The sequence below is a fragment of the Bradyrhizobium sp. HKCCYLRH2015 genome (genome assembly GCF_051168215.1).
Lineage (GTDB): Bacteria > Pseudomonadota > Alphaproteobacteria > Rhizobiales > Xanthobacteraceae > Bradyrhizobium.
In genome coordinates this window covers 285,001-303,920 of sequence record NZ_JBNPUO010000005.1, presented here as the reverse complement: position 1 = coordinate 303,920, position 18,920 = coordinate 285,001, and the positions used below count along the sequence as shown (strand labels likewise).

Below are 18,920 nucleotides of genomic sequence, written 5' to 3'. Positions count from 1 at the left end.
GGTGGTTGTCGCGGGCCATGACCATTTAAAGCATTTAAATCACGGGATATTTTATATGTGGCATTTAACGATTGCGATAGTTAATCGCGACGTGCGGTGCTGTCCGAGGCCCCTTCGTTCCATCTCAGCGCCTGCCGGCGAAATCATGGATGATCGTACCTGCGATCCTGAGCGGCTCGCGGACCCGGAACATTCCGACCACGATCGCGAGATAGAGACAGCCGCAGAAGCAGCCGGACAGAACCATGCGCACGAGCGCGGGATAGGCTCCGAGAAGCGTCGCTTGCATCCACCAGCCCGCAGCCGCAGTCGCAACGGCGCCGACGGTCTGCGGACCGACGGCCCGGATCACCAGTTCCGCACCGATCCCGATCGGACGTCCGGCATACATCACCGACGGCAACGCGATCAGCGAGTATCCGGCCACGACGCCCCAGGCGACGCCGACCGGCCCAAAGGGCAGCCCGGCCAGCACCGCAACGACCTGCGCAAAGAGAGAGATGATGCCCCAGGTCTGCCAGCGGTCCGCCCTCCCGAGCGACAGATGCAGCCAGCCCTGCGAGCCCTCGACGACGTGCGAAATGCCGCGCAGCGCAATGATGCTGAGCAGCCCTCCCGCAGCCTGCCACTTCTGCCCCAACAGCACGACGGTGAGGTCCTCCGCGGTGACGGAGAGGATCGCCGCCGCCGGCATCAGGAAGAACGCCAGCATCGAGAGTGCCACCTCGTACTTCTGCCGAAGCGCAGCCGGATTCGCCTGCAGCTTGCTCAGCGCCGAGCTTCCCACCGCATGCGTCTGATTGAGCGCCGCATAGATCGAGTTGTCGTACAGGTTCATCGCATTCTGGTAGTAGCCGACCTGATCGGGCCGGTAGAGCAGCCCGAGCGCGATCCGGTCCACCGCCCGCGACAAGGTATAGGCCACGGTGAAGCCGACCACGTGCAGCCCGAACCGGACCATCGACCTCACCTCAGCATCGAAAACGGGGACGCCGGGCCTCCAGCGACAGGCCGACCACGCGGCGACCACGACGCAAATCGATGTCACGACGGGACGAATGACCAGCGCCCAATAGCCGTAGCCCTCGAACGCCATGGCGACGGCGGCAACCGTCCCTGCCAGCGTGCCCAACAACTGGATCCGGCCGATGCGACCGAACTGCAGCGTGCGCCGGAGCAGCGCCATATGCTGGTTGGTCAGCCCGGACAGCACGAAGGTGATCGCGACGCAAAGCGCGATCGGCTCCAGTCGCGGATCACCGTAGACCCAGGCAATCAGCGGGCTGGATGCCGCGACGACGATCGCCACCGCAACGCCGATGCCGGTGCTGACCCAGAACAGGCCGCTGACCTGGGCCGGCGTGATCCTGCTGCGCTGAGCGGTGGCATCGAGCAGGCCGAAGTCGATCAGCAGCGGCGCGAAGCTCGTCAGCACGGTGACGATGGCGACGAGCCCGAAATCCTCCGGCGCGAGCAGCCGGGCCAGGACGATGGCCGCTCCGATCTGGAGCACGGCATTGCCGTATTGGATGACGATGGAAATCAGGCCGCCGCGCAACGCACGGCGTCCGAGATCGCTCGATTCCCGATGTTCCTCGAAGTAAGCGGCGACGGCTTCCGACATCTCCGTTCAATCGCTTTCAATCATCGTAACCAACCTTTCGATTCCCAGTCACGGCCAAACAGATCCGTCCAGGGCAATGAAAATCCGATCGTCGAAAATGCAGCCGGTATAAAATAGCTCGCGGAGGCCGCTGGAGCGATGACGCCACTTTGTGGCGGAGAAAAGGATTGAAACGTCACTGCGCCAACAATACCGGCTTGCGATTTAATTCCTGCTCGCGAGCCATCCCCGAGCCAGCCGCCATCTCCGCCAGCCTCTTCAGCCGATCCTTGCGGGCAGCGAGGCCCGGCATCGGCTGCAGACCCGTGGCCTCCAGGATCGTCTCCCACCGATACACCCAGTCGTGCCGCATCAAGGTCTGGGCCATGCCGGTTCGCCGCATCCGGTCCTGGCGGACCGGATCGCCGTCCAGCTCCCTGATGACCCGGTCGATGTCGGGCGATGTGTGCGGCACGTCGATCATCACCTCGGGCCAATCGAACAGCCGCGGAAACAGGTCATTGTCGGGACGCTCGCCGAGCATGATGGCGCCCGCCGCCGCGCCCTCGAAATACCGGTAGCCGAACTCGACTTGCCGCCCGGTCTCCCGCGGCTCGTCGAACTTGCCGGGATTGACCAGAAAATACCTGCTTCTCTTGGCGAGGTTTGCCATCTGCGTCCGGTGCTCCCGGAGGTCGATGGCCTGGCTGCCGCCGATCGTGTCGTGGAGATAGAACAGGCCGCTCTGCTGCGCCATCGCGAGCAGCGACTGGTGGGTGATACGGGAGCGACGCCCCATGCTGAAGACGTCGATGACCCTCTCGGGCGGATCGGGATAGGGACAAAAGCGGATCGCGTCGATGGCGAGCGGAAGATGCACGCAAGCCTTGCCGATCTCCTCGCCGAGCGGCTTCACCGTGCCGATCTGGAACGGCATCACGACATCGAACTTGGCGAGGATCTTCAGGAAATGCCGGTGCTTGGCGATCTCCTTGATCCAGAGCTCGTCCAGCAGACACACCGAGGTCCCGCACGCACCTCTCAGATCCTCGATCGCGTCGAACATGATCAGGTCCTGCGGGAACCCGCAGATCGCGAACAGAACGTCGTATTGCTGCTGCGGCTTGATCCGCGTGAGCCCGGGATTCAGCAGCACGGGCGCGTGGTAGCCCAGCCGGGTCGCGAAGCTCGCCCGTCGGCTCGACGGGTCGAGCTCGGGTGCGAACAGCTCGGCGGAATCGACCTCGCAGATGATGTCCTCGAACTCGACGTGAGGACCGCGGTTGAGGGCTTTGCCGAAGATGTTTCTGAGTGAGAAGACGGCGATGCGGGGCTTGCCCGGCTGCGAACTCATGACGCCTCACTCTGGTGTTGTTGGACCACTTGCACGGTGCTGTACGAAGGCGGCGACGTCACGATGATGAAACCGGTGTTCTGATGAGATCGGCGTCCAGCGCGATCCGCGCAGCGGCCTCGATGCGCGCGAACGGAACGTCGGCCCGGATTGCCATGTCGAGCAGGCTGTGCCTGCCATCCGCGAGGTTGAGGACCCATAGCAGGTCCATCTGCGTCGCCCCGCCCGCCTCGCGCTGGCCGGCAATCGCGCGATACAGGCCGCGCCGTCCCAGTTGCGGCTCCCCTCGCCCATCGACGCGCTCATAGATGCGGTCGCGATCGAGCAGATCCAGCACCTCCTCGATGACCGCGTAGGACTGCTCGAGACAGTCCGGCTTGACGAAATCCAGATTGTCCGCCGAGGTGTGATATTCGGGAAACGTGCCGTGCACGCCGCGCATCAGGCACCCGACCGGCAGATCGAATCCCGGCGAGCAGAACTGCCGCTCGTCATATCCATAGGGGCTGAATGGCAGAATCTCATGAGGATGGCCTGAGTGCTTCAGGACATGCGCGACGGCGCGATCGATGCTCGCCCCGCTCCGGCTCTGCTTGTAGTGAAATCCACTGGAATCGCCGAGACAGGTGAGGACGAGGCCGTGTTCAACACGTCCGAGATTCCGCTCGTTGCGGTCGAGCCACGCGAGCGCGCCGATGGTCGCCGGCAGGAACAGAAATCGGTATCCGAGTCGGCGCGGCTGCTGCGCCTGCCGCATCGCCAGCGCCGTCATGACGGCAATCCCTGAGAGATTGTCGTTGGCGAGACTCGGGTGACAGATATGGCAGGTGATCAGGACTTCCTTGTCCGTCTGCCCGGGGACGAAGAATTCGCCGTAGGTCAACGCCCCCTGCGAGAGCTCGCTGTCGATCTCGACGCGGTAGCTGTCGTCCGTCATCCCCCGCCACAGACGATCTTGCAGGCAGAAGCCCCAATCGTCGGCATAGTAGCCGGTCCGGTAGGGAATGAGATCAGGCTGGTCCGGCAAGGTATGGACGTGCTTGGCAAGCTCGGCACGGCTGAGCACCGCCTGGACCGGCTTGCTGTAGCCCATCACGTGCAGATTGTTGTCGGCGAAGTCGACGAGAACGCGGCCCGACAGGGTCGAGATCGTCGCGCGACGAATGTTCCACTCCGCCGGCACGTGCCAGTCCAGGACCGGCGTGCCGGACGGCACCTCGTGAATCGCAAGCCCGACATTCCGAGCGACGATGCCGAGCGTCTGACGGACACCCGCCCCGGTGAGGCTGCGGTTGATCGGAAACAGTTCGGCGACCAGATTGTGGAGATCGATCGCCGGCGTTCTCGGACCAGCCGGGGATTTGAGGATGTCCAGCATGACGCGTCAGCCCTACTTCATCGGTCAGGCCGACGCCTGCGCGGCATCGGCCGCGAGATCGCCGGCCGGCAGCGGCACGATCGTCGGCTGGTAGACCAGATGCTCCGCCGGAGCTTCCACCTGATCGTATGTCGTGACGATCTCCTCGGGCAGCCGCGCGAGATCGGCCACCCGCAGGAAGTCGCGCAGGTTCGTGCCGGTCGATTCCGAATCGATGTTGACGGCGCCGCGCCGGCTGCTGACATCGGCAAAATGCACGGTACGGAAATCGATGCTGAAGCGCGTCACGCCCGAGGTGTTCGGGACGGACGAATGCAGATGCGCTCCGGAGAAGATCGTGACGCCGCCGCTCGGCGCGATCACCCGGATCTGCGGATCCAGTGCAATCTCCTGCTCCGGCTTCGGCTGCACCCGTGTATCCGTCTTGATGTGCTGCGCCGCCGACGCACGCGAGGTCCTGTTCCACTCGTAGTAGTTATAGGTCCTGGAGCCGTTCTTGATCGCTTCATCGAAATAGCGCGGATGAAATGCAAGGCCGTTGTCCGGCGCGATGTCATACACCGGCAGCCACCAATTGAGCTGGCACGGCGGCGCCGAGTACCAGGTGTCGCGATGAGGGTGGAATGCGAACGCGATCCCGGTGGTGAGATAGTCGTTGCTGGTTGCCGACCGCAGCCGCGGCACGTCGAAATAGGTCAGCTCGGGATCGCAGCCGAACTCGCGGAGCGTGCCCTGCACCAGCTCCTTCGACCGGGCGTGATGGATGAAGAACGGCTTCAGCCTGGCGAGGATCTCGACGTAGCGCTCGACCGGGAGCTCGAATTGCGCCGTCCGGGGATCGTAGGGATGAAACGCCTCCTCGATCAGCTCCCTGGCGAACGCGACCAGCGCATTGAGCGAGGGCGTCGGCGAATGCAGGAACAGCGCGCCCTCATACAGTTTCCGGCGCCGCTCGTCATCGGGCATCGTGGCATCAACGAAAATGTTCGTCATTCCGTGATCCTCCTCGACAAATCGTCAGAACGTTCGAGACGATCGGGCCGCTCCGTGGCCGCCAGATCCCTCCCCCAGGATACCGCGCTGTCGTCATGCTGCTTCACCAAAGACCCCGTTCGGCAAGCGAGGGCCAAGCGGCATCCTTGGCTGACAACACCGTCACCGGCTGCGGCCATCGGATGCCGATCATCGGATCGTCGTGCCGGAAGCCGTCCGAGAGCTGCTCGACATAGTCTTCGCCCATCAGATACTCGACCGTGACGTCGTCGGTCAGCGTCTGGAATCCATGGGCAAAACCGGCGGGAACGTAGAGCATCCGCGCCGTCGAGGGGCCGAGCTCGCAGGCATAGACCTCGCCGCGCGTCGGCGAGTTCGGCCTGATGTCGACGATGACGTCATGGATCAGCCCGGCGCTGCAGCGGACGATCTTGGCGTCAGGCTTCGGCGCACGCTGGAAATGCATGCCGCGGACGCTGCCGCGGAGACGCGTCACCGAGCTGTTGCCCTGCATCGGGACGAACGCGATGCCCTGCTCGGCAAAAGTCTTCGCGCACCAGGTCCGCGTGAAGCTGCCGCGCTCGTCGGAGCGAACGGTCAGCTCGATCAGCCGCGCATCCGACCGTCCAAGCGGGACAAACCTCATGGCTCAACACTCTTCGCGCATATGGTGCGGCAATGCCCTGCTCTACTCCTCGATCGTCGCCTTGGGGACCGGCACGATGAAGCGGCCGCCCCAGTCGCGGATCGCCGCCATCTGTGCCTTGATCTCGCTCTTGATGTTCCACGGCAGGATCAGGACGTAATCTGGCCTGGCTTCGAAGATCGCTTCCGGCGGCAGGATCGGAATGCGCACGCCCGGCATGTAGCGGCCCTGCTTGGACGGGGCGCGATCGACCGTGAAGTCGAGAAAATCGGTGCGGATGCCGCAATAATTCAGCAGCGTCACACCCTTCGCCGGGGCACCGTAGCCGACGATCTTCTTGTTATCGCGCTTGAGCGCCGTCAGCAATTCGAGCAGCGCACGCTTGGTCTCTTTGACCTGCTCGTTCCAGGCCATGTAGATGGCATCGTCATGCAGCCCATAGGCCCGCTCCCGCGCCAGGACATCGGCAACGTTCGGGCTCTCCGCATGAGCGGCCTCCGCGTGGCAGACGAAGAACCTGATCGAGCCGCCATGCGTCTCCGGAAGCTCGACGTCGAACACCCGCAGGCCCGCTTGGGCGAAGATGCGCAGGCCCGCGATCAGCGACAGATACGAGAAATGCTCGTGATAGATGGTGTCGAACTGATGCCGCTGCATCAAGGTCAGCAGGTGCTGGACCTCGAAGGTCGCGACGCCCTCCGGCGCCAGGAGGATTTTGACGCCGCCGACGAAGTCGTTGATGTCGGGAACGTGCGCGAGCACGTTGTTGGCCGTGAGGAGATCGGCCGACCAGCCCTCCTCCCGGAGACGGGTCGCATAGTCGCGGCCGAAGAATTCGACCCGGGTCTCGATGCCCTTGGCGCGCGCGGCCAGCGCGACGCTTTCGCAGGGTTCGACGCCGAGACAGTTGATGCCCTTCTGGAGCGAGTATTGCAGCAGATAGCCGTCATTCGACGCGATCTCGACATGCCGCGAGGCCGGGCCGAGCTTGAAGCGATCGGCCATGGCTTCGACATAGCGGCGCGCGTGCTCGAGCCATGAGGTCGAGTGCGAGGAGAAATAGGCATAGTCGGCGCGGAAGATCTCGGACGCGGCCAGGAGGTCGCGCGTCTGCGCCAGACGGCACTCGCGGCAGACGAAGGTCTCCAGCGGATAGAACGGCTCCGCCCGCATGTAGTTGGTCGGATCGATGTAGTCGTTCGCGACCGGCGAGGCGCCGAGATCGATCAGCTTGAGGGTCAGGTCGTCGCCGCAGTGCCGGCACTTGGGCGCGACGCCGACGGCGGTGGGAAGGGTCAGTTCCATGGTGTCTCCGTCACTGTCCTTGCCGGCTGAGGCGAGCATCTGCCCGGCGCGGCCGGCGCGATCACGTCCATTGCAGCCTGTCGTTGATCCGGGCCGTCTCCATGTGGTCCTGCAGGACCTTGAGACGGATCAGATCGGACGAGCGAAACTCGGCATCCTTGAACTGCATCCTCTTGAGACCATCGACAAGGTTCTGGATCGACTGGTCCAGGGTGACCTGCGGCTGATGATCGGGGGCCAGCGAGCGGTACAGGCCGAAATCGACCTTGTAGGAGCGGCTGTCCACCGGCGCGGAGGTGTTGATCGACACGCTGGTCCCCGGCACGCGCGCGGCCACCGCGTTGGCGAGATCCTTGACCTGGTAGTTGCGGTCGTCCGAGCCGGCATTGATGGTGAGGAAGCGGCCGCCCGTCGCCGCCGGCCGGTCGATCGCCCAGTCGATCGCCCGCGCCATGTCGGCCACGTCGATCAGGGGGCGCCACGGCGTGCCGTCGGAGAGCACGCTGATCTGGCGGCGGGTGAGCGCGCAGGCCACGAAATCGTTGAGGACGAGGTCGAGCCGCAGCCGATCCGACATGCCGCAGGCGGTCGCAAAGCGCAGACAGGTGATGGTCATGCCGGTGTCGATCGCGGCGAGCTCCTGCTCCGATCCGATCTTCGACTTGGCGTAGGCCGTGATGGGATTGAGCGGATCGCCCTCCTTGCGCGGCGGTCCGTCGGCGATGCCGTAGACGCTGCAGCTCGACGCGAACACGAAGTTCTTCACGCCGGCCGCCGCAGCCTTCCTGGCGAGCGACACGGTGGTGTTCTGGTTGATGTCGAGCGTCACGTCCTGGAAGCGATTGCCCATCGGATCGTTGGAGATCGCCGCCAGCTGAACCACGGCATCATAGCCGCGGAGGTCGAGCGACATGTCGCGGACGTCGCCATGGATCTGCTCGTCGAGATATCGCTCGGGAACGACAGGCGCTCCGGTCAGGCAGTGGGCGAAATAGGCGTTGTCGAAGCCGTGCAGCGTCGCATCCGGGCGCTGCGCCCGCAGATGCCGCGCGACGACCGGACCCACATAGCCCATGTTTCCGGTGATCAGGACCTTCAAAATCTCACCCTCTACGATACCGACCAAAACAAAATTTAAATCACCTGCAATCGATTATAATTTAATATTCCAGCCGGCGTCCAGTGAATCCGTCGGCAGCGGCGGTGCCGCCCGCCTTCTTCGGCGGGATACGCAAAACTCGGTAAAAATCCCTTCTCCGCCATCTCGATCCGCCTGTTACCGTGCCCCATCCGGACGGCGCCGATCGATGCGGCATCAGGCAACCTCTCCCATTTAATTTATTCCACCAAATTAAATAATGCCACAATAGGAACAAATGTTGACCGCAAATCTCGGCAGCTTTAATTCGATCCATGGAAATGAGGACGTCCCGCGTGCGGGAACGCCCCGGCCTGACGACGCATTGATTGAAGCATTGAAAGACAGAGCATGACACTATCCGCCGGCGACTGGGTCGAAGTGCGCAGCAAGGAAGAGATCCTGGCGACGCTCGATGCCAACGGGCGCCTCGAAGGGTTGCCGTTCATGCCACAGATGTTCAAATGGTGCGGCCAGCGCTTCCAGGTCTACAAGCGCGCCCACAAGACCTGCGACACGGTCACCGGATACAACACCGGCGAGTGGCTCGGACGGCGCCTCCCCAACGCCGTGCATCTCGAGCATCGCTGCGACGGCGAGGCCTATGGCGGCTGCCAGGCGGCCTGCCTGATCTTCTGGAAAGAGGCGTGGCTGACCCCGGTCGATCCGGCCAAGCCCGCCGCGGCCATCCCGGACCGCGCCGCTGCGCTTCAACCGCCCGGCGGATGCACGGTGCGCGCGGTGTGGGATGCGACCAAGTCGCCGGACCAGCAGCCGGGAAAAGGCCCCCGCTATGCCTGCCAGGCGACCGAGCTCCCGACCTACACTCAGCCGCTCAAATGGTGGGACGCCCGGCAGTACGCCGATGACATCGCGTCCGGCAATGTCTCGCTCGCGAAGATGTTCAAGGGCCTCCTCTACTTCGCCTATGTCGGCGCCACCATGGCCCGCCGTCCGCGGCTCGGCCGGCCCGCGCGCTGGATCTACGACCGCATCCAGTCGCTGTGGGGCGGCGTACCGTTCCCGCGCAAGCGCGGCGTCCTCCTGACCGACAAGGACGCGCCGATCGCCGATCTCGGGCTGCAGCCCGGCGATCTCGTCCGCGTGCGCCCGCACCAGGAGATCCTGGCCACCATCGACAAGCAGACCAACAACCGCGGCATGGGCTTCGACGCCGAGATGGTGCCCTATTGCGGAAAGGTGTTCCGGGTACGGACGCGGGTCGAAAAGTTCATCGACGAGCGCACCGGCTACATCCGGCGGATGAAGACACCGGCCGTCATCCTCGACGGCGTCTATTGCCAGTCGCGCTACAGCGAGAACCGGTTGTTCTGCCCGCGCGGCATCTATGCATGGTGGCGCGAGGTCTGGCTGGAGAAGGTGCCGGCCACCGCGATCGAGCGTCCGCCGGCAGAGGAGATCGTCGAACTTCCGCGGCGGGCGGCCGGCTGACGGCAGGCCGCCGCCGGGCAAAGCGGCCGGGCGCCGCTCATCGCCTCGCCATCGGGCATGGATAGACCGTGTGCGAGGGCCTCGCGGCGAGGCGGCGGCTTCAGCCGCCGTTCACCCCAGTGACAGCTTGCGCGCGACGAAGGCCTCGGCGTAGCGCTCGGCGGCGCGGCATTCCATGCCCCGCAACCGCGCCAGGCCCATGAATGTTTCCGGATCGAACCATTGCTTGGAGCGCTGGCTGCCGAAATGCGTCATCAGCAGCGCGACCTTCCGCTTCATGATCCGCTCGGAGAGGGGCATGTAGACGTTGGGCCGTCCGAGATCGCCGTCCCATTTCGGAATCTCGTATTCCAGGACGAGATGATCGCGGAATGTGTTCCAGACCAGGCGGTTGACCTGCCGATGGTCCTGATGGGCGTCGTCGCGGCGGTGCGCGAGAATGACGTCCGGGTTGATCCGGCCCTTGAGCTGCTCGAACCAGGCCTTGATCTCCTCGCCCTGCTCGGGGAAGAAGCCGTCGCGGAACTGCATGATCTCGAGATTGCGGCTGGCGACCTCGGCGAGGAAATCATCGGCCGACGCCCGCGCCTCGACGCCGCGCTCGCCATTGCCGCTGAGCACGCACCAATGAACATCCAGGCGGATGCCCTGGTCGAGCCACGACAGCAGCGTGCCTCCGGCCCCGATCTCGATGTCGTCGGAATGCGCGCCGAGACACAGGACCGACAGCCGGTCGCCGCGACCGGCGAGCTGCAACGCCCTCATCCGTTCACCACCGCCGGAAGACTGGAGCCGAGATGCCAGGGCGTGTCGCCGCGCTCGATCATCTCCTCGAGCACCTGGCGGTCGCGGAGCGTGTCCATGGCCCGCCAGAACCCTTCGTAGCGGTAGGCCATCAGCTCGCCGCGGTCGATCAGCCGCTTGAACGGCTGCACGACGAGCTCGTCCCCTTCCTCGATGTAATCGAAGATCTCCTTGCGGAAGATGAAGTAGCCGCCGTTGATCCAGATATCGGAATCGTTGCTCGCCGCCATGCGGCCCACGGTGCCGTCGGCGTCGAATTCGGCGAGGTGAAAGCTGATCGGCGGATGGATGGCGATGAAGCAGCCGATCTTGCCGCTGCGCTTGAAGCGATCGATCATCTCCGGCAGCGGCGCGTCCGTCAGGCCGTCGCTGTAGTTGGCGAGAAAGATCTCCTCGCCCTCGACCAGGTGCCGGACGGCCCGCAGTCGCTGGCCGATGTTGCGCCAGATGCCGGTGTCGACCAGCGACACCCGCCAGTCCGGCGGGCGGTCGCCCAATAGCTCGACCTTCTTGCCGAACTGCGAGATCGTGCAGTCGGTGGTCGCCGCCTGATTGTAGTTCAGGAAATAGTCCTTCACCACATTGGCCTTGTAGCCCAGGCACAGAACGAAATCCCGGTGCCCGTACTGGCTGTAATACTGCATGACGTGCCAGAGGATCGGCTGGTGGCCGATCGGAATCATCGGCTTCGGAATGCTCTCGGAATATTCCCGGATCCGCGTCCCGAGTCCTCCACAGAACAATACGACCTTCATGGCGCGACGTCCTTCGGGTTCTCAATCTCTGAAATGAGCAGCACTATCTTCAACCTCGCCGGCGGGCCTCGACGACAGCTCGCCGTGCCCTCGTGTCGCCCTTCCGTCCGCGCAGGGAAAAACTCCCTCCGCATCCGGTCGGCTACGGACGCCACCCGCGTCACGGGCACCCGGCACCGGATTAATAATCCAATTATATCTCTTTTTAAATGCCATTCTTGGCGGCGAGCATCGAAATATCCGTCGCCTCAAACATTAATTTGACTACCTTGATTTTCCGGAGCCGCTTCCGTAGCGGGCACGGGCGGTATCTTTCGGCGCCTAAGCGCCACCGTCAGGCGTCACGCTGCCCGCGACGCAGGTATCGGGGGATAATCCGACCGCGCGAATAAATTCCAATGGCAATTTTTCATTGTTTAAATTAAATGCCAAAACATATAATAAATAGCTAATCGCTATTTAACCGAGTTTCGAACACCGACATCCCATGCATTACGTGGATCAGCCCGAGACTCTCGATCGAAACGGCATGCCGGCCGTCCTGGTGGAACGGCAGTTCCAGGGGCGCAAATGGCCCGTCCACTACGACTCGGTGGAGCCGTTCGCGATCGTGGCGGACATTGCGACGATCACCATGTCGAGCGTCCTGTCCGGGTTTCTGTATCACCTGCAGGATGCGGCGGGCGCCAACGACGTCAGCAAATCGCTCGGCCTGGCGATCCTCGTGTCGGCGCTGTTCGTCTCGCTGATGAAGATCCGCGGGATGTACCGGCCGGCCGAGCTGCTGATCCTGCCGCGCCAGATCCGCGCGGCCTGCCTGACCTGGGTCACGGCGTTCCTCGTGCTGGCCGGCGCCCTGTTTGCGCTCAAGATCGGCAGCGAATTCTCGCGCGGCACGAGCATCGTCTTCGCGATGTTCGGGCTCGCGGCGCTGATCCTGCATCGCCGCACCACCGCATATCTGCTGGCAAAGGGCTTGGCGGAGAGACGGTTCTCGGGCCGAAACATCGTTCTGATCACCGATGAAGCAAGCAAGGACAACGCCGGGCTGACCCAGGTGCTCACCGACACCGGCTTTCGCGTCCAGCGGCATTTCCTGCTTCCCGAGCCCGGTGCGGATCCGGATCAGCGGCAGCGGATCGTGTCCAGCGTGATCGACTATGTGCGCGGCTCCGACATCGAAGAGATCGTCGTCGGCGCCAATCCCGAACCCTTGTCCGACCTGCGCACGCTCGGCGCCGAGCTGAGAGTCCTGCCGTTTCCAGTGAGCTTCGTGCCGGTCGGAGCGGCGTCGGACATCTTCAAGCGGCCGTGCCGCGAGCTCGGCAATGCCGTCTCCATCGAGCTGCAGCGCGGCCTGCTGAGCCCGCTCGAACACGCCACCAAGCGGCTCATGGATGTCATGCTGGCCGGCATCGCGCTGGCCTTGATGTCGCCGCTGCTGCTGCTGGTGGCGATCGCCATCAAGCTCGACTCGGCCGGACCGGTGCTGTTCCGGCAGCAGCGTTGCGGATTCAACGGCCGGGCGTTCCAGATCTACAAGTTTCGCACGATGTCCGTGCTCGAGGACGGGCCCTCCATCGTCCAGGCCCAGATCGGCGACAGTCGGTTCACCCGGCTCGGGACCTGGCTGCGCCGGACCAGCATTGATGAGCTGCCGCAGCTGCTCAACGTTCTGGACGGCAGCATGTCGCTGGTCGGCCCCCGCCCCCACGCCTTGGCGCACGACAACGAATTCGACAAGCTCGTGCGCAACTACGCATTCCGTCGCCGCGTCAAGCCCGGACTGACCGGCTGGGCGCAGGTGCATGGCTGCCGCGGCCCGACGCCCACGCGTGCGTCGATCGAACAGCGCGTCGAATTCGATCTCTGGTACATCGACAATTGGAGCCTGTCGCTCGACGTCGCGATCCTGCTGAGGACGCCGATCGAGCTGATCCGCGGCAACAATGCCTATTAGCGCATATTCGCAAGGGATGATGATCGCAAGCCTACCGGCGGAGCCGTGCGGGCGGATCGGACCGATCTCAGGCTCGAGACTGCGGATCGCGACGCGGGGGCGTCAGACCGCTCACATGTCGTTCGCTGATGTTGAGGGAGCGAATCAGGTGCAGAACCGACGCTGCGCGTCGCTCGGGCTATCGACGGGCTTGACTCAGTCGGCCCCGATTAGGCCCGCTGACGGCGACTTTTCGAACCGCCCGCCGCTCCATTGATCGCAAACTCCTCGATCCGATGCCCGGTCTTGATCGCCGCCACCAGCCAACGCGGCTGCTTGCCTCGGCCGGACCAGGTCTCGGAAGTCTGCGGGTTGCGATACTTCGGCAGAACCCGGGGATATTTGCGCCGCGCCTTGCCGCTCGTGGTGTAGGACTGCCCACCCTCACTGCCGGCACCTTCGATGGCACCGCGGCTGCGGTTGAGAACCGCCAGACGACGTTCGAGCTCGCGCTTCTCCGACGTGATCCTCACGGCGAGGATCTGACTGATCTGCTCGTGGAGAGACCAGAGGTCATCGAAAGACATCGCCTCGAAATCGATCTTCTTGGTGGACATACAGCGACCTTTGTCTGTGATCTCTATCCTGCCGGATTAACGTCATATAATTCGGTATTTCGTTCCGCAAGTGGCTCGCGGTCGGAAAAACTGAATATTTGAGTTATACCAACCCGGCCAAGCCATATGGTTGTAACTCAAATAAAACTCAACCCGCAACCCCATTTCCGAAACGATGTCGCGCCGCCTTCGAGATTGCGGCAGCATTCGTTTGCACGCCGGAAGAAGCCACCGAATCAACACGATCTGCAACGGATTCGTCGCATACTACGGCAAGACCGCGTCAAAGTGACGTAGTTTCGATGATCGAACTTGCGCGTATTTGATAGCTGACATTCTCACCACGACATGGTTTTCAAAGCTGCCGCGACGGACTTACAACCTTTTCGAGCGAGCCCCCTGAAGACCCGGATCGAGATATTTTTGCATGCGCACAAAATGCCGCCACCGGGTTTAATTGAGCACGCCACCGTGAATATGCCGCAAAGCAGCCGACATCGTTCCGGCGAATCAAACGCCTTCCCTAAATATTGGATCCTTCAGATGCGCTCACGCAGATCAGACTTGCGCACGTCGCGCCGACAGCGGGGCGCGCGGCGTCAGACAGGCACACACCGGCAGCGGAACTAACTGCCGCTGCGATCGGCCGTGAGGTTGAGGACGGCTGCGGACACCCGCGGCCGATCCCGAAAACCCGTTGTCCAAAGTCATCGTCCGTGGAGGCGACATCAGCGGCCTGTGTGCCGGATGAAGCGGCCGCATCGCATGGCTCGCCGCGATATGGTTTCGGGCCCGTCTTGGAGCGCCGTCCTTGCCCGACACGACGGCTGAAGGACGTCCGGCCGTCGAGCGGCCGCCGACAGCAGCACGGGGCGACCTGACGCGTCATCAGGGTCAATGCCGAACGGCTGTCGTCTCGCGCCGGCAAGCGGCGCGGCCATGACGGCCGGCCGCCGCAGCGATCAAATTCCGATGCGATTATTTCTGCTGCCTGGTTCGACCCGGCACCGCCGGCCGGGGCGGAATCACGTGCGCCGTCCCGCGGCCGTGCCGCGTGGCCATCGGGCGACGCCTGGGTGCCGCGGACTTCTTCGCGCGTTTGCCGAGGCTGGTGCTGATGGATTGGATCTCATCGAGCAGGACATCACAAAGCTCGATCTGCGACCGCAGCACGGATTGCTGCGAACGGCCCGACCTTGGCCGGCCGAAACGTAATTTGGCAAGGCGTATTTTATTCAGCGATTTCAGGACGGCATTCAAAGCGCGACCGCCGCCATCCATCTCAATATCCTCAATCAACGCGGCACCAAGCTCGTCACACAAGGACGGACCCCACTCGTTGGCGAGTTTTGAGGGCATCTTCCCCGAATGCCGAACCGTCATCGCGATGATGCACGGATTCGATTTTCGGCATTAAATTAACCACTCGCGACAAGTTAATTTACCATCTGACAGCAAGACATTAAATACTTCTGGCACTCGCTACGGTTTGCCGTAAAATGCTACCGCGTTGCCAGAAAGACCTTTTTAAGCACCTTTCGTCCGGTACAATTGAAGCTTTAGTTTGTTCAGTCTACCCTTTTATGTCTCCGACCGTGCAGAATCGTCTCTACACAATTAATTTAATTCTAGATTACGTAAGAATACGGTGTGGAACTTGCCCATTTAATCGTCTGAGCGACGATCGACGTTGCCGAACGCGGCCGGACCGGCCGAGCACGGCCCTCATCAGTCCTCGCCGCCAAGCTTGACCATGACTCGGCCGAGCGGAGCGTCCAGCTCCTTCGGAGACGACGAGGAAGGGGTCGGGTTACCACACCATGGGCCGCTCCGGCGCCCCGCACACCACCGCGCGGCGGTACAATACGCCCTGGGGCGTCTCGACGGCGACACGCCGAATGCACCCGGGATGAATCGCAAGATTGTAATGAAACGGAGTGGCCTCGAATGTCCCGTGCAGCCGGCAGAGTCTGCTGAGATCTGGCCCGCACTCCGTCAGCGGATAGAGGCCGCGCGCCGACGCGGGATCGGATAGGCCCGTGAAGGCGATCGCGAAAGCGGCTGCGGCGATCCTGATCACGTTCGACAATTGCGTGCTCCGTTGCAAAAAGAGCCTCAAGGGCTGGCGCAGCAGCATAGACTTGATCGGCGGCCTTGGACAACCGGCCGCCCGCTTGCAGTCCCGACGCCCGCACGGCCTTCGAATCTCGCCAGCTACAGCCCGCCTTGGCGGCGCCGGTCCGCCTCCCTCGGCTGTCCGGCTGCCTCGGCTCACCGACGCGCTGCGCGGGCTGCGATGTCGTCGCCCCCTGCGCGAGCAAGCGACTCGGGCTAACCGTTGCGCAACGGCTTTGTGCTTAAAATTGTTCGGACCCTGTTAGGTCGAATGGATCATCCCTTCACCGTGGGACCTCCGGCAGCGCCGACAGCTTGGGGCGGTAATATGGTGATGTCAGACTGTGACCTAATTGGCACGGCCGGGCAAAAGCGGACCAATCCGAACGGCCGTACGCTTTCGTCCAGTATGGCCGCCGGGTAGGTTGAAACACGTGGGACGTTCTCCCTTCTTGGTGGAGGGAGCAGCGTGGGGAAATGTTTTTTTGCTGTATTCGGGGACGCGTTTGAAGGCCTTGATCAATCCGCCCGGGCCGACCGGCGGCGGGGGGTCTCCTGTGCGCAGCAGTACAGTGGACCCGCGCAGCTTTCATGGCCTTTGCCGCCGCTCGCGCGCGCTCCTCACCCTGGCGATCTTGGCGCTTCTGCCCGCCTGTTCCTTGCTCCCCGGGACAGGACCGACCAGCGACGCCGTGAACGACAATGCCACGGCCAGCGTGCGGTCGAACACGGCGCTTCCCTATGCGCTGGTCGACGTCAGCTCCGAAACGATCGGCTTCCTGTCGCAGCCCAATCTGATCACGTTCCAGGGCGTATTCCCGGACAAGCGGCCGAAGCCGGTGCAGGTCGCGGGCGTTGGTGACGTGCTGAACGTTTCCATCTTCGAAGCGGCGCCCGGCGGGCTGTTCACGCCGCCCACGGCCGCCGGCGCCCGCCCGGGCAACTTCGTGGATCTGCCGGCGCAGGCGGTGGACCAGCAAGGCAATATCCGCGTTCCCTATGCGGGCGAGATCACCGCCGCCGGCCGGACGCTGCCGCAGATCGAGCAGGAGATCGTCTTCCGGCTGCAGAAGCGCGCGCTCGAGCCGCAGGTCGTGGTCAGCCTGAACCAGCAGCATTCCAGCGTGGTCAGCGTGCTCGGCGACGTCAATACGCCGGGCGTGCTTGCCCTCAACAGCGTGGGCGAACGCCTGCTGGCCGTGATCGCACGTGCGGGCGGCCCGAAGCACGAGGCCATCGAAAGCTATGTGACCCTGCAGCGGGACGGCAAGCGCGTGCGCGTGCTGCTCAGCCGCGTCGTGCAGGATCCGCGCGAGAACATCTTCATCCGTCCGAACGACGTCGTCTACATCACGCGGGAATCCCCGACTTTCACGGCCCTCGGCGCCCTCAATCAGAACGTCTTCGGCTTCAATTCCGAGATTTCGTTCGATACCGAGACCCTCACGCTGGCCCAGGCGATCGGCAAGGCGGGCGGACTGAACGATCAGCAATCTGATCCGGCCGAGGTCTTCCTGTATCGCTACGAGGAGCGCCCGCTGCTGCAGAAGCTCGGCGTCGATACCAGCCGCTTCATCTACGACCGCATTCCGACCATCTATCATATCAACCTGCGCGATCCCTCCGGCATGCTGCTGGCTTCGGGCTTCCAGATGCGCAGCAAGGACGTGATGTACGTCGCCAATGCCAAGGTCGTCGACTACTACAAGCTTCTGACCCTGATCAACACCACGGCGACGACGACGTCCAACACGGCGACTTCGGTGATCAACGTCAACACGGCGACGAAGACCCGGTGGTGAAGCGCAACGGCGGGCCGGTAGCGGCCTGAACGGGCGCCGGAGCGTCGAGGGGCGGCGGACCGGAGTCCGCCCCGCGCGATGTCGTGGCATCGGACGGCCGTCGTGTGACAAGCCGTTACAATCCAGCCAATCACCGCGACCAAACGACACCGGCGGTGCATCAGGCCGCGACATCGAACGCGCAGTATCCCCTTGCAGGCGACGCGATCGCCCGCGCGAACGAATTGGGAGACTGACGTGAAGACATCCATCGCGACATTTCTGCTCGTGGCAGTGCTTTCGGCGGCAGCAGCGGTCGACGCGAATGCCTGGACCCGCAGCGGCTCGGTCACCGGACCGCGCGGCACCACCTCATTTGGCGGCTCAGGCAGCTGCTCCGGCGGCGCCTGCGCCTGGCAGGGTGGCGGCACCGGTCCCGCCGGCCGCAGCTGGTCGCGCTCCGGCTCCGCGAGCTGCAGCGACGGCAGCTGCACCCGGCAGGGCCAGGGCACGGGACCGCGCGGCAATTCCTACAGCTACAGCCGCACCGTCACGCGCTGAGCAGACGCCGCGGCGCCGCTGGCCGCGGCCCTCCGGAAGCATTGACATCGCCGGTCCGCCTGCTGTTCCGGAGCGGGCCGGCGCGCCGTCTCCATCCGATGACGCCGGACACGCGCCATGCCCATCCTCTCTTCCCTGCCCCCGTCGACGCGCATGATCGTGCTGCTGACGGCGATCGGCTTCATGACGCTGGAATATGGGCTCAGCCGGCTCGCCGGTCGCGAGACTCACGACCTGCGTGAGACCGCAGCCTCGTTCGCCGTCGCGGTCGGACAGCACCTGATCCGCGCAATGGTCGCGCTCGTCGCGGCCGTTCCCTTCATCATCGCCTATCGCCACAGGATCTTCGATTTCGATCCGAGCCGGCCGCTGGCCCTGCTCGCATTGTTTCTCGCCAGCGAGTTCGTCTATTACTGGCACCATCGCGCCTCGCATCGGGTTCGCTGGCTGTGGGCCACGCATGCCGTGCATCACTCTTC

The 18,920-nt window shown here is 63.7% G+C and carries 17 protein-coding genes (1 of these 17 running past the window's edge); 5 read left to right on the top strand and 12 right to left on the bottom strand.

Features of this window, described 5'->3' with window-relative positions:
* Positions 1 to 124 precede the first annotated feature (124 nt).
* The 7 genes from ACQR1H_RS15415 to ACQR1H_RS15385 all read right to left on the bottom strand — a co-directional run bounded on the left by ACQR1H_RS15415 (position 125) and on the right by ACQR1H_RS15385 (position 8,378).
* The gene (locus ACQR1H_RS15415; RefSeq protein ID WP_434846679.1) at positions 125 to 1,624 is read right to left on the bottom strand and encodes a lipopolysaccharide biosynthesis protein; all 1,500 of its coding nucleotides are present in this window, start codon (positions 1,622 to 1,624) and stop codon (positions 125 to 127) included.
* Between the two features lie 175 nt (positions 1,625 to 1,799).
* A complete protein-coding gene (locus ACQR1H_RS15410) occupies positions 1,800 to 2,957 on the bottom strand; it encodes a glycosyltransferase family protein (RefSeq protein ID WP_434907787.1) in 1,158 nt (385 codons plus the stop codon).
* A 58-nt stretch (positions 2,958 to 3,015) separates the two neighbouring features.
* Positions 3,016 to 4,335: a DUF4910 domain-containing protein gene (locus ACQR1H_RS15405; protein ID WP_434887598.1), complete on the bottom strand. Its 1,320-nt coding sequence runs from the start codon at positions 4,333 to 4,335 to the stop codon at positions 3,016 to 3,018.
* A 24-nt stretch (positions 4,336 to 4,359) separates the two neighbouring features.
* On the bottom strand, positions 4,360 to 5,328 hold the full coding sequence (locus tag ACQR1H_RS15400) for a phytanoyl-CoA dioxygenase family protein (protein WP_434887597.1): 969 nt from the start codon (positions 5,326 to 5,328) through the stop codon (positions 4,360 to 4,362).
* A 103-nt stretch (positions 5,329 to 5,431) separates the two neighbouring features.
* Complete coding sequence (locus tag ACQR1H_RS15395; protein ID WP_316180494.1) at positions 5,432 to 5,974, bottom strand: dTDP-4-dehydrorhamnose 3,5-epimerase family protein; 543 nt, start codon at positions 5,972 to 5,974, stop codon at positions 5,432 to 5,434.
* A gap of 42 nt (positions 5,975 to 6,016) precedes the next feature.
* Positions 6,017 to 7,279 (bottom strand): methyltransferase domain-containing protein, encoded by a 1,263-nt coding sequence (locus ACQR1H_RS15390; RefSeq protein WP_434907786.1) that lies wholly within the window; start codon positions 7,277 to 7,279, stop codon positions 6,017 to 6,019.
* A gap of 61 nt (positions 7,280 to 7,340) precedes the next feature.
* On the bottom strand, positions 7,341 to 8,378 hold the full coding sequence (locus tag ACQR1H_RS15385; RefSeq protein WP_315802907.1) for an NAD-dependent epimerase/dehydratase family protein: 1,038 nt from the start codon (positions 8,376 to 8,378) through the stop codon (positions 7,341 to 7,343).
* A gap of 390 nt (positions 8,379 to 8,768) precedes the next feature.
* Here ACQR1H_RS15385 and ACQR1H_RS15380 point away from each other — a divergent pair, with 390 nt between their 5' ends.
* Entirely contained in the window at positions 8,769 to 9,869 is a 1,101-nt protein-coding gene (locus ACQR1H_RS15380) for a hypothetical protein (protein ID WP_434907785.1), read from the top strand.
* Positions 9,870 to 9,980: 111 nt separating this feature from the next.
* Here the strand turns inward: ACQR1H_RS15380 and ACQR1H_RS15375 are convergent, their stop codons facing one another.
* The gene (locus ACQR1H_RS15375; protein WP_316237937.1) at positions 9,981 to 10,634 is read right to left on the bottom strand and encodes a PIG-L deacetylase family protein; all 654 of its coding nucleotides are present in this window, start codon (positions 10,632 to 10,634) and stop codon (positions 9,981 to 9,983) included.
* Positions 10,631 to 11,428 (bottom strand): glucose-1-phosphate cytidylyltransferase, encoded by a 798-nt coding sequence (locus ACQR1H_RS15370; RefSeq protein WP_315802904.1) that lies wholly within the window; start codon positions 11,426 to 11,428, stop codon positions 10,631 to 10,633. The genes ACQR1H_RS15375 and ACQR1H_RS15370 overlap by 4 nt, the downstream gene beginning before the upstream one ends.
* A gap of 487 nt (positions 11,429 to 11,915) precedes the next feature.
* On the opposite strand from ACQR1H_RS15370, the gene ACQR1H_RS15365 reads away from it, so the two are divergent.
* Positions 11,916 to 13,388 carry an undecaprenyl-phosphate glucose phosphotransferase gene (locus tag ACQR1H_RS15365; RefSeq protein WP_434863896.1) on the top strand — a complete coding sequence of 491 codons (1,473 nt, stop codon included), beginning with the start codon at positions 11,916 to 11,918 and terminating at the stop codon, positions 13,386 to 13,388.
* A 209-nt stretch (positions 13,389 to 13,597) separates the two neighbouring features.
* On the opposite strand, the gene ACQR1H_RS15360 is transcribed toward ACQR1H_RS15365, so the two are convergent.
* From ACQR1H_RS15360 to ACQR1H_RS15350, 3 genes are all read right to left on the bottom strand, one after another.
* A complete protein-coding gene (locus ACQR1H_RS15360) occupies positions 13,598 to 13,984 on the bottom strand; it encodes an H-NS histone family protein (RefSeq protein ID WP_315802902.1) in 387 nt (128 codons plus the stop codon).
* Between the two features lie 978 nt (positions 13,985 to 14,962).
* Complete coding sequence (locus ACQR1H_RS15355) at positions 14,963 to 15,367, bottom strand: hypothetical protein (protein WP_315802901.1); 405 nt, start codon at positions 15,365 to 15,367, stop codon at positions 14,963 to 14,965.
* Positions 15,368 to 15,794: 427 nt separating this feature from the next.
* A complete protein-coding gene (locus ACQR1H_RS15350; protein ID WP_316180484.1) occupies positions 15,795 to 16,121 on the bottom strand; it encodes a hypothetical protein in 327 nt (108 codons plus the stop codon).
* A gap of 670 nt (positions 16,122 to 16,791) precedes the next feature.
* Between ACQR1H_RS15350 and ACQR1H_RS15345 the strand changes: the two genes are divergently transcribed.
* The 3 genes from ACQR1H_RS15345 to ACQR1H_RS15335 form a co-directional block, all read left to right on the top strand.
* Positions 16,792 to 17,901: a polysaccharide biosynthesis/export family protein gene (locus tag ACQR1H_RS15345; protein WP_316237939.1), complete on the top strand. Its 1,110-nt coding sequence runs from the start codon at positions 16,792 to 16,794 to the stop codon at positions 17,899 to 17,901.
* 237 nt (positions 17,902 to 18,138) lie between these two features.
* Complete coding sequence (locus tag ACQR1H_RS15340) at positions 18,139 to 18,441, top strand: hypothetical protein (RefSeq protein ID WP_315717381.1); 303 nt, start codon at positions 18,139 to 18,141, stop codon at positions 18,439 to 18,441.
* A gap of 117 nt (positions 18,442 to 18,558) precedes the next feature.
* On the top strand, positions 18,559 to 18,920 hold the 5' portion of the coding sequence (locus ACQR1H_RS15335) for a sterol desaturase family protein (RefSeq protein ID WP_316237940.1). It continues 520 nt past the right edge of the window; only the first 362 of its 882 coding nucleotides appear in the window; the start codon lies at positions 18,559 to 18,561; the stop codon falls past the right edge of the window.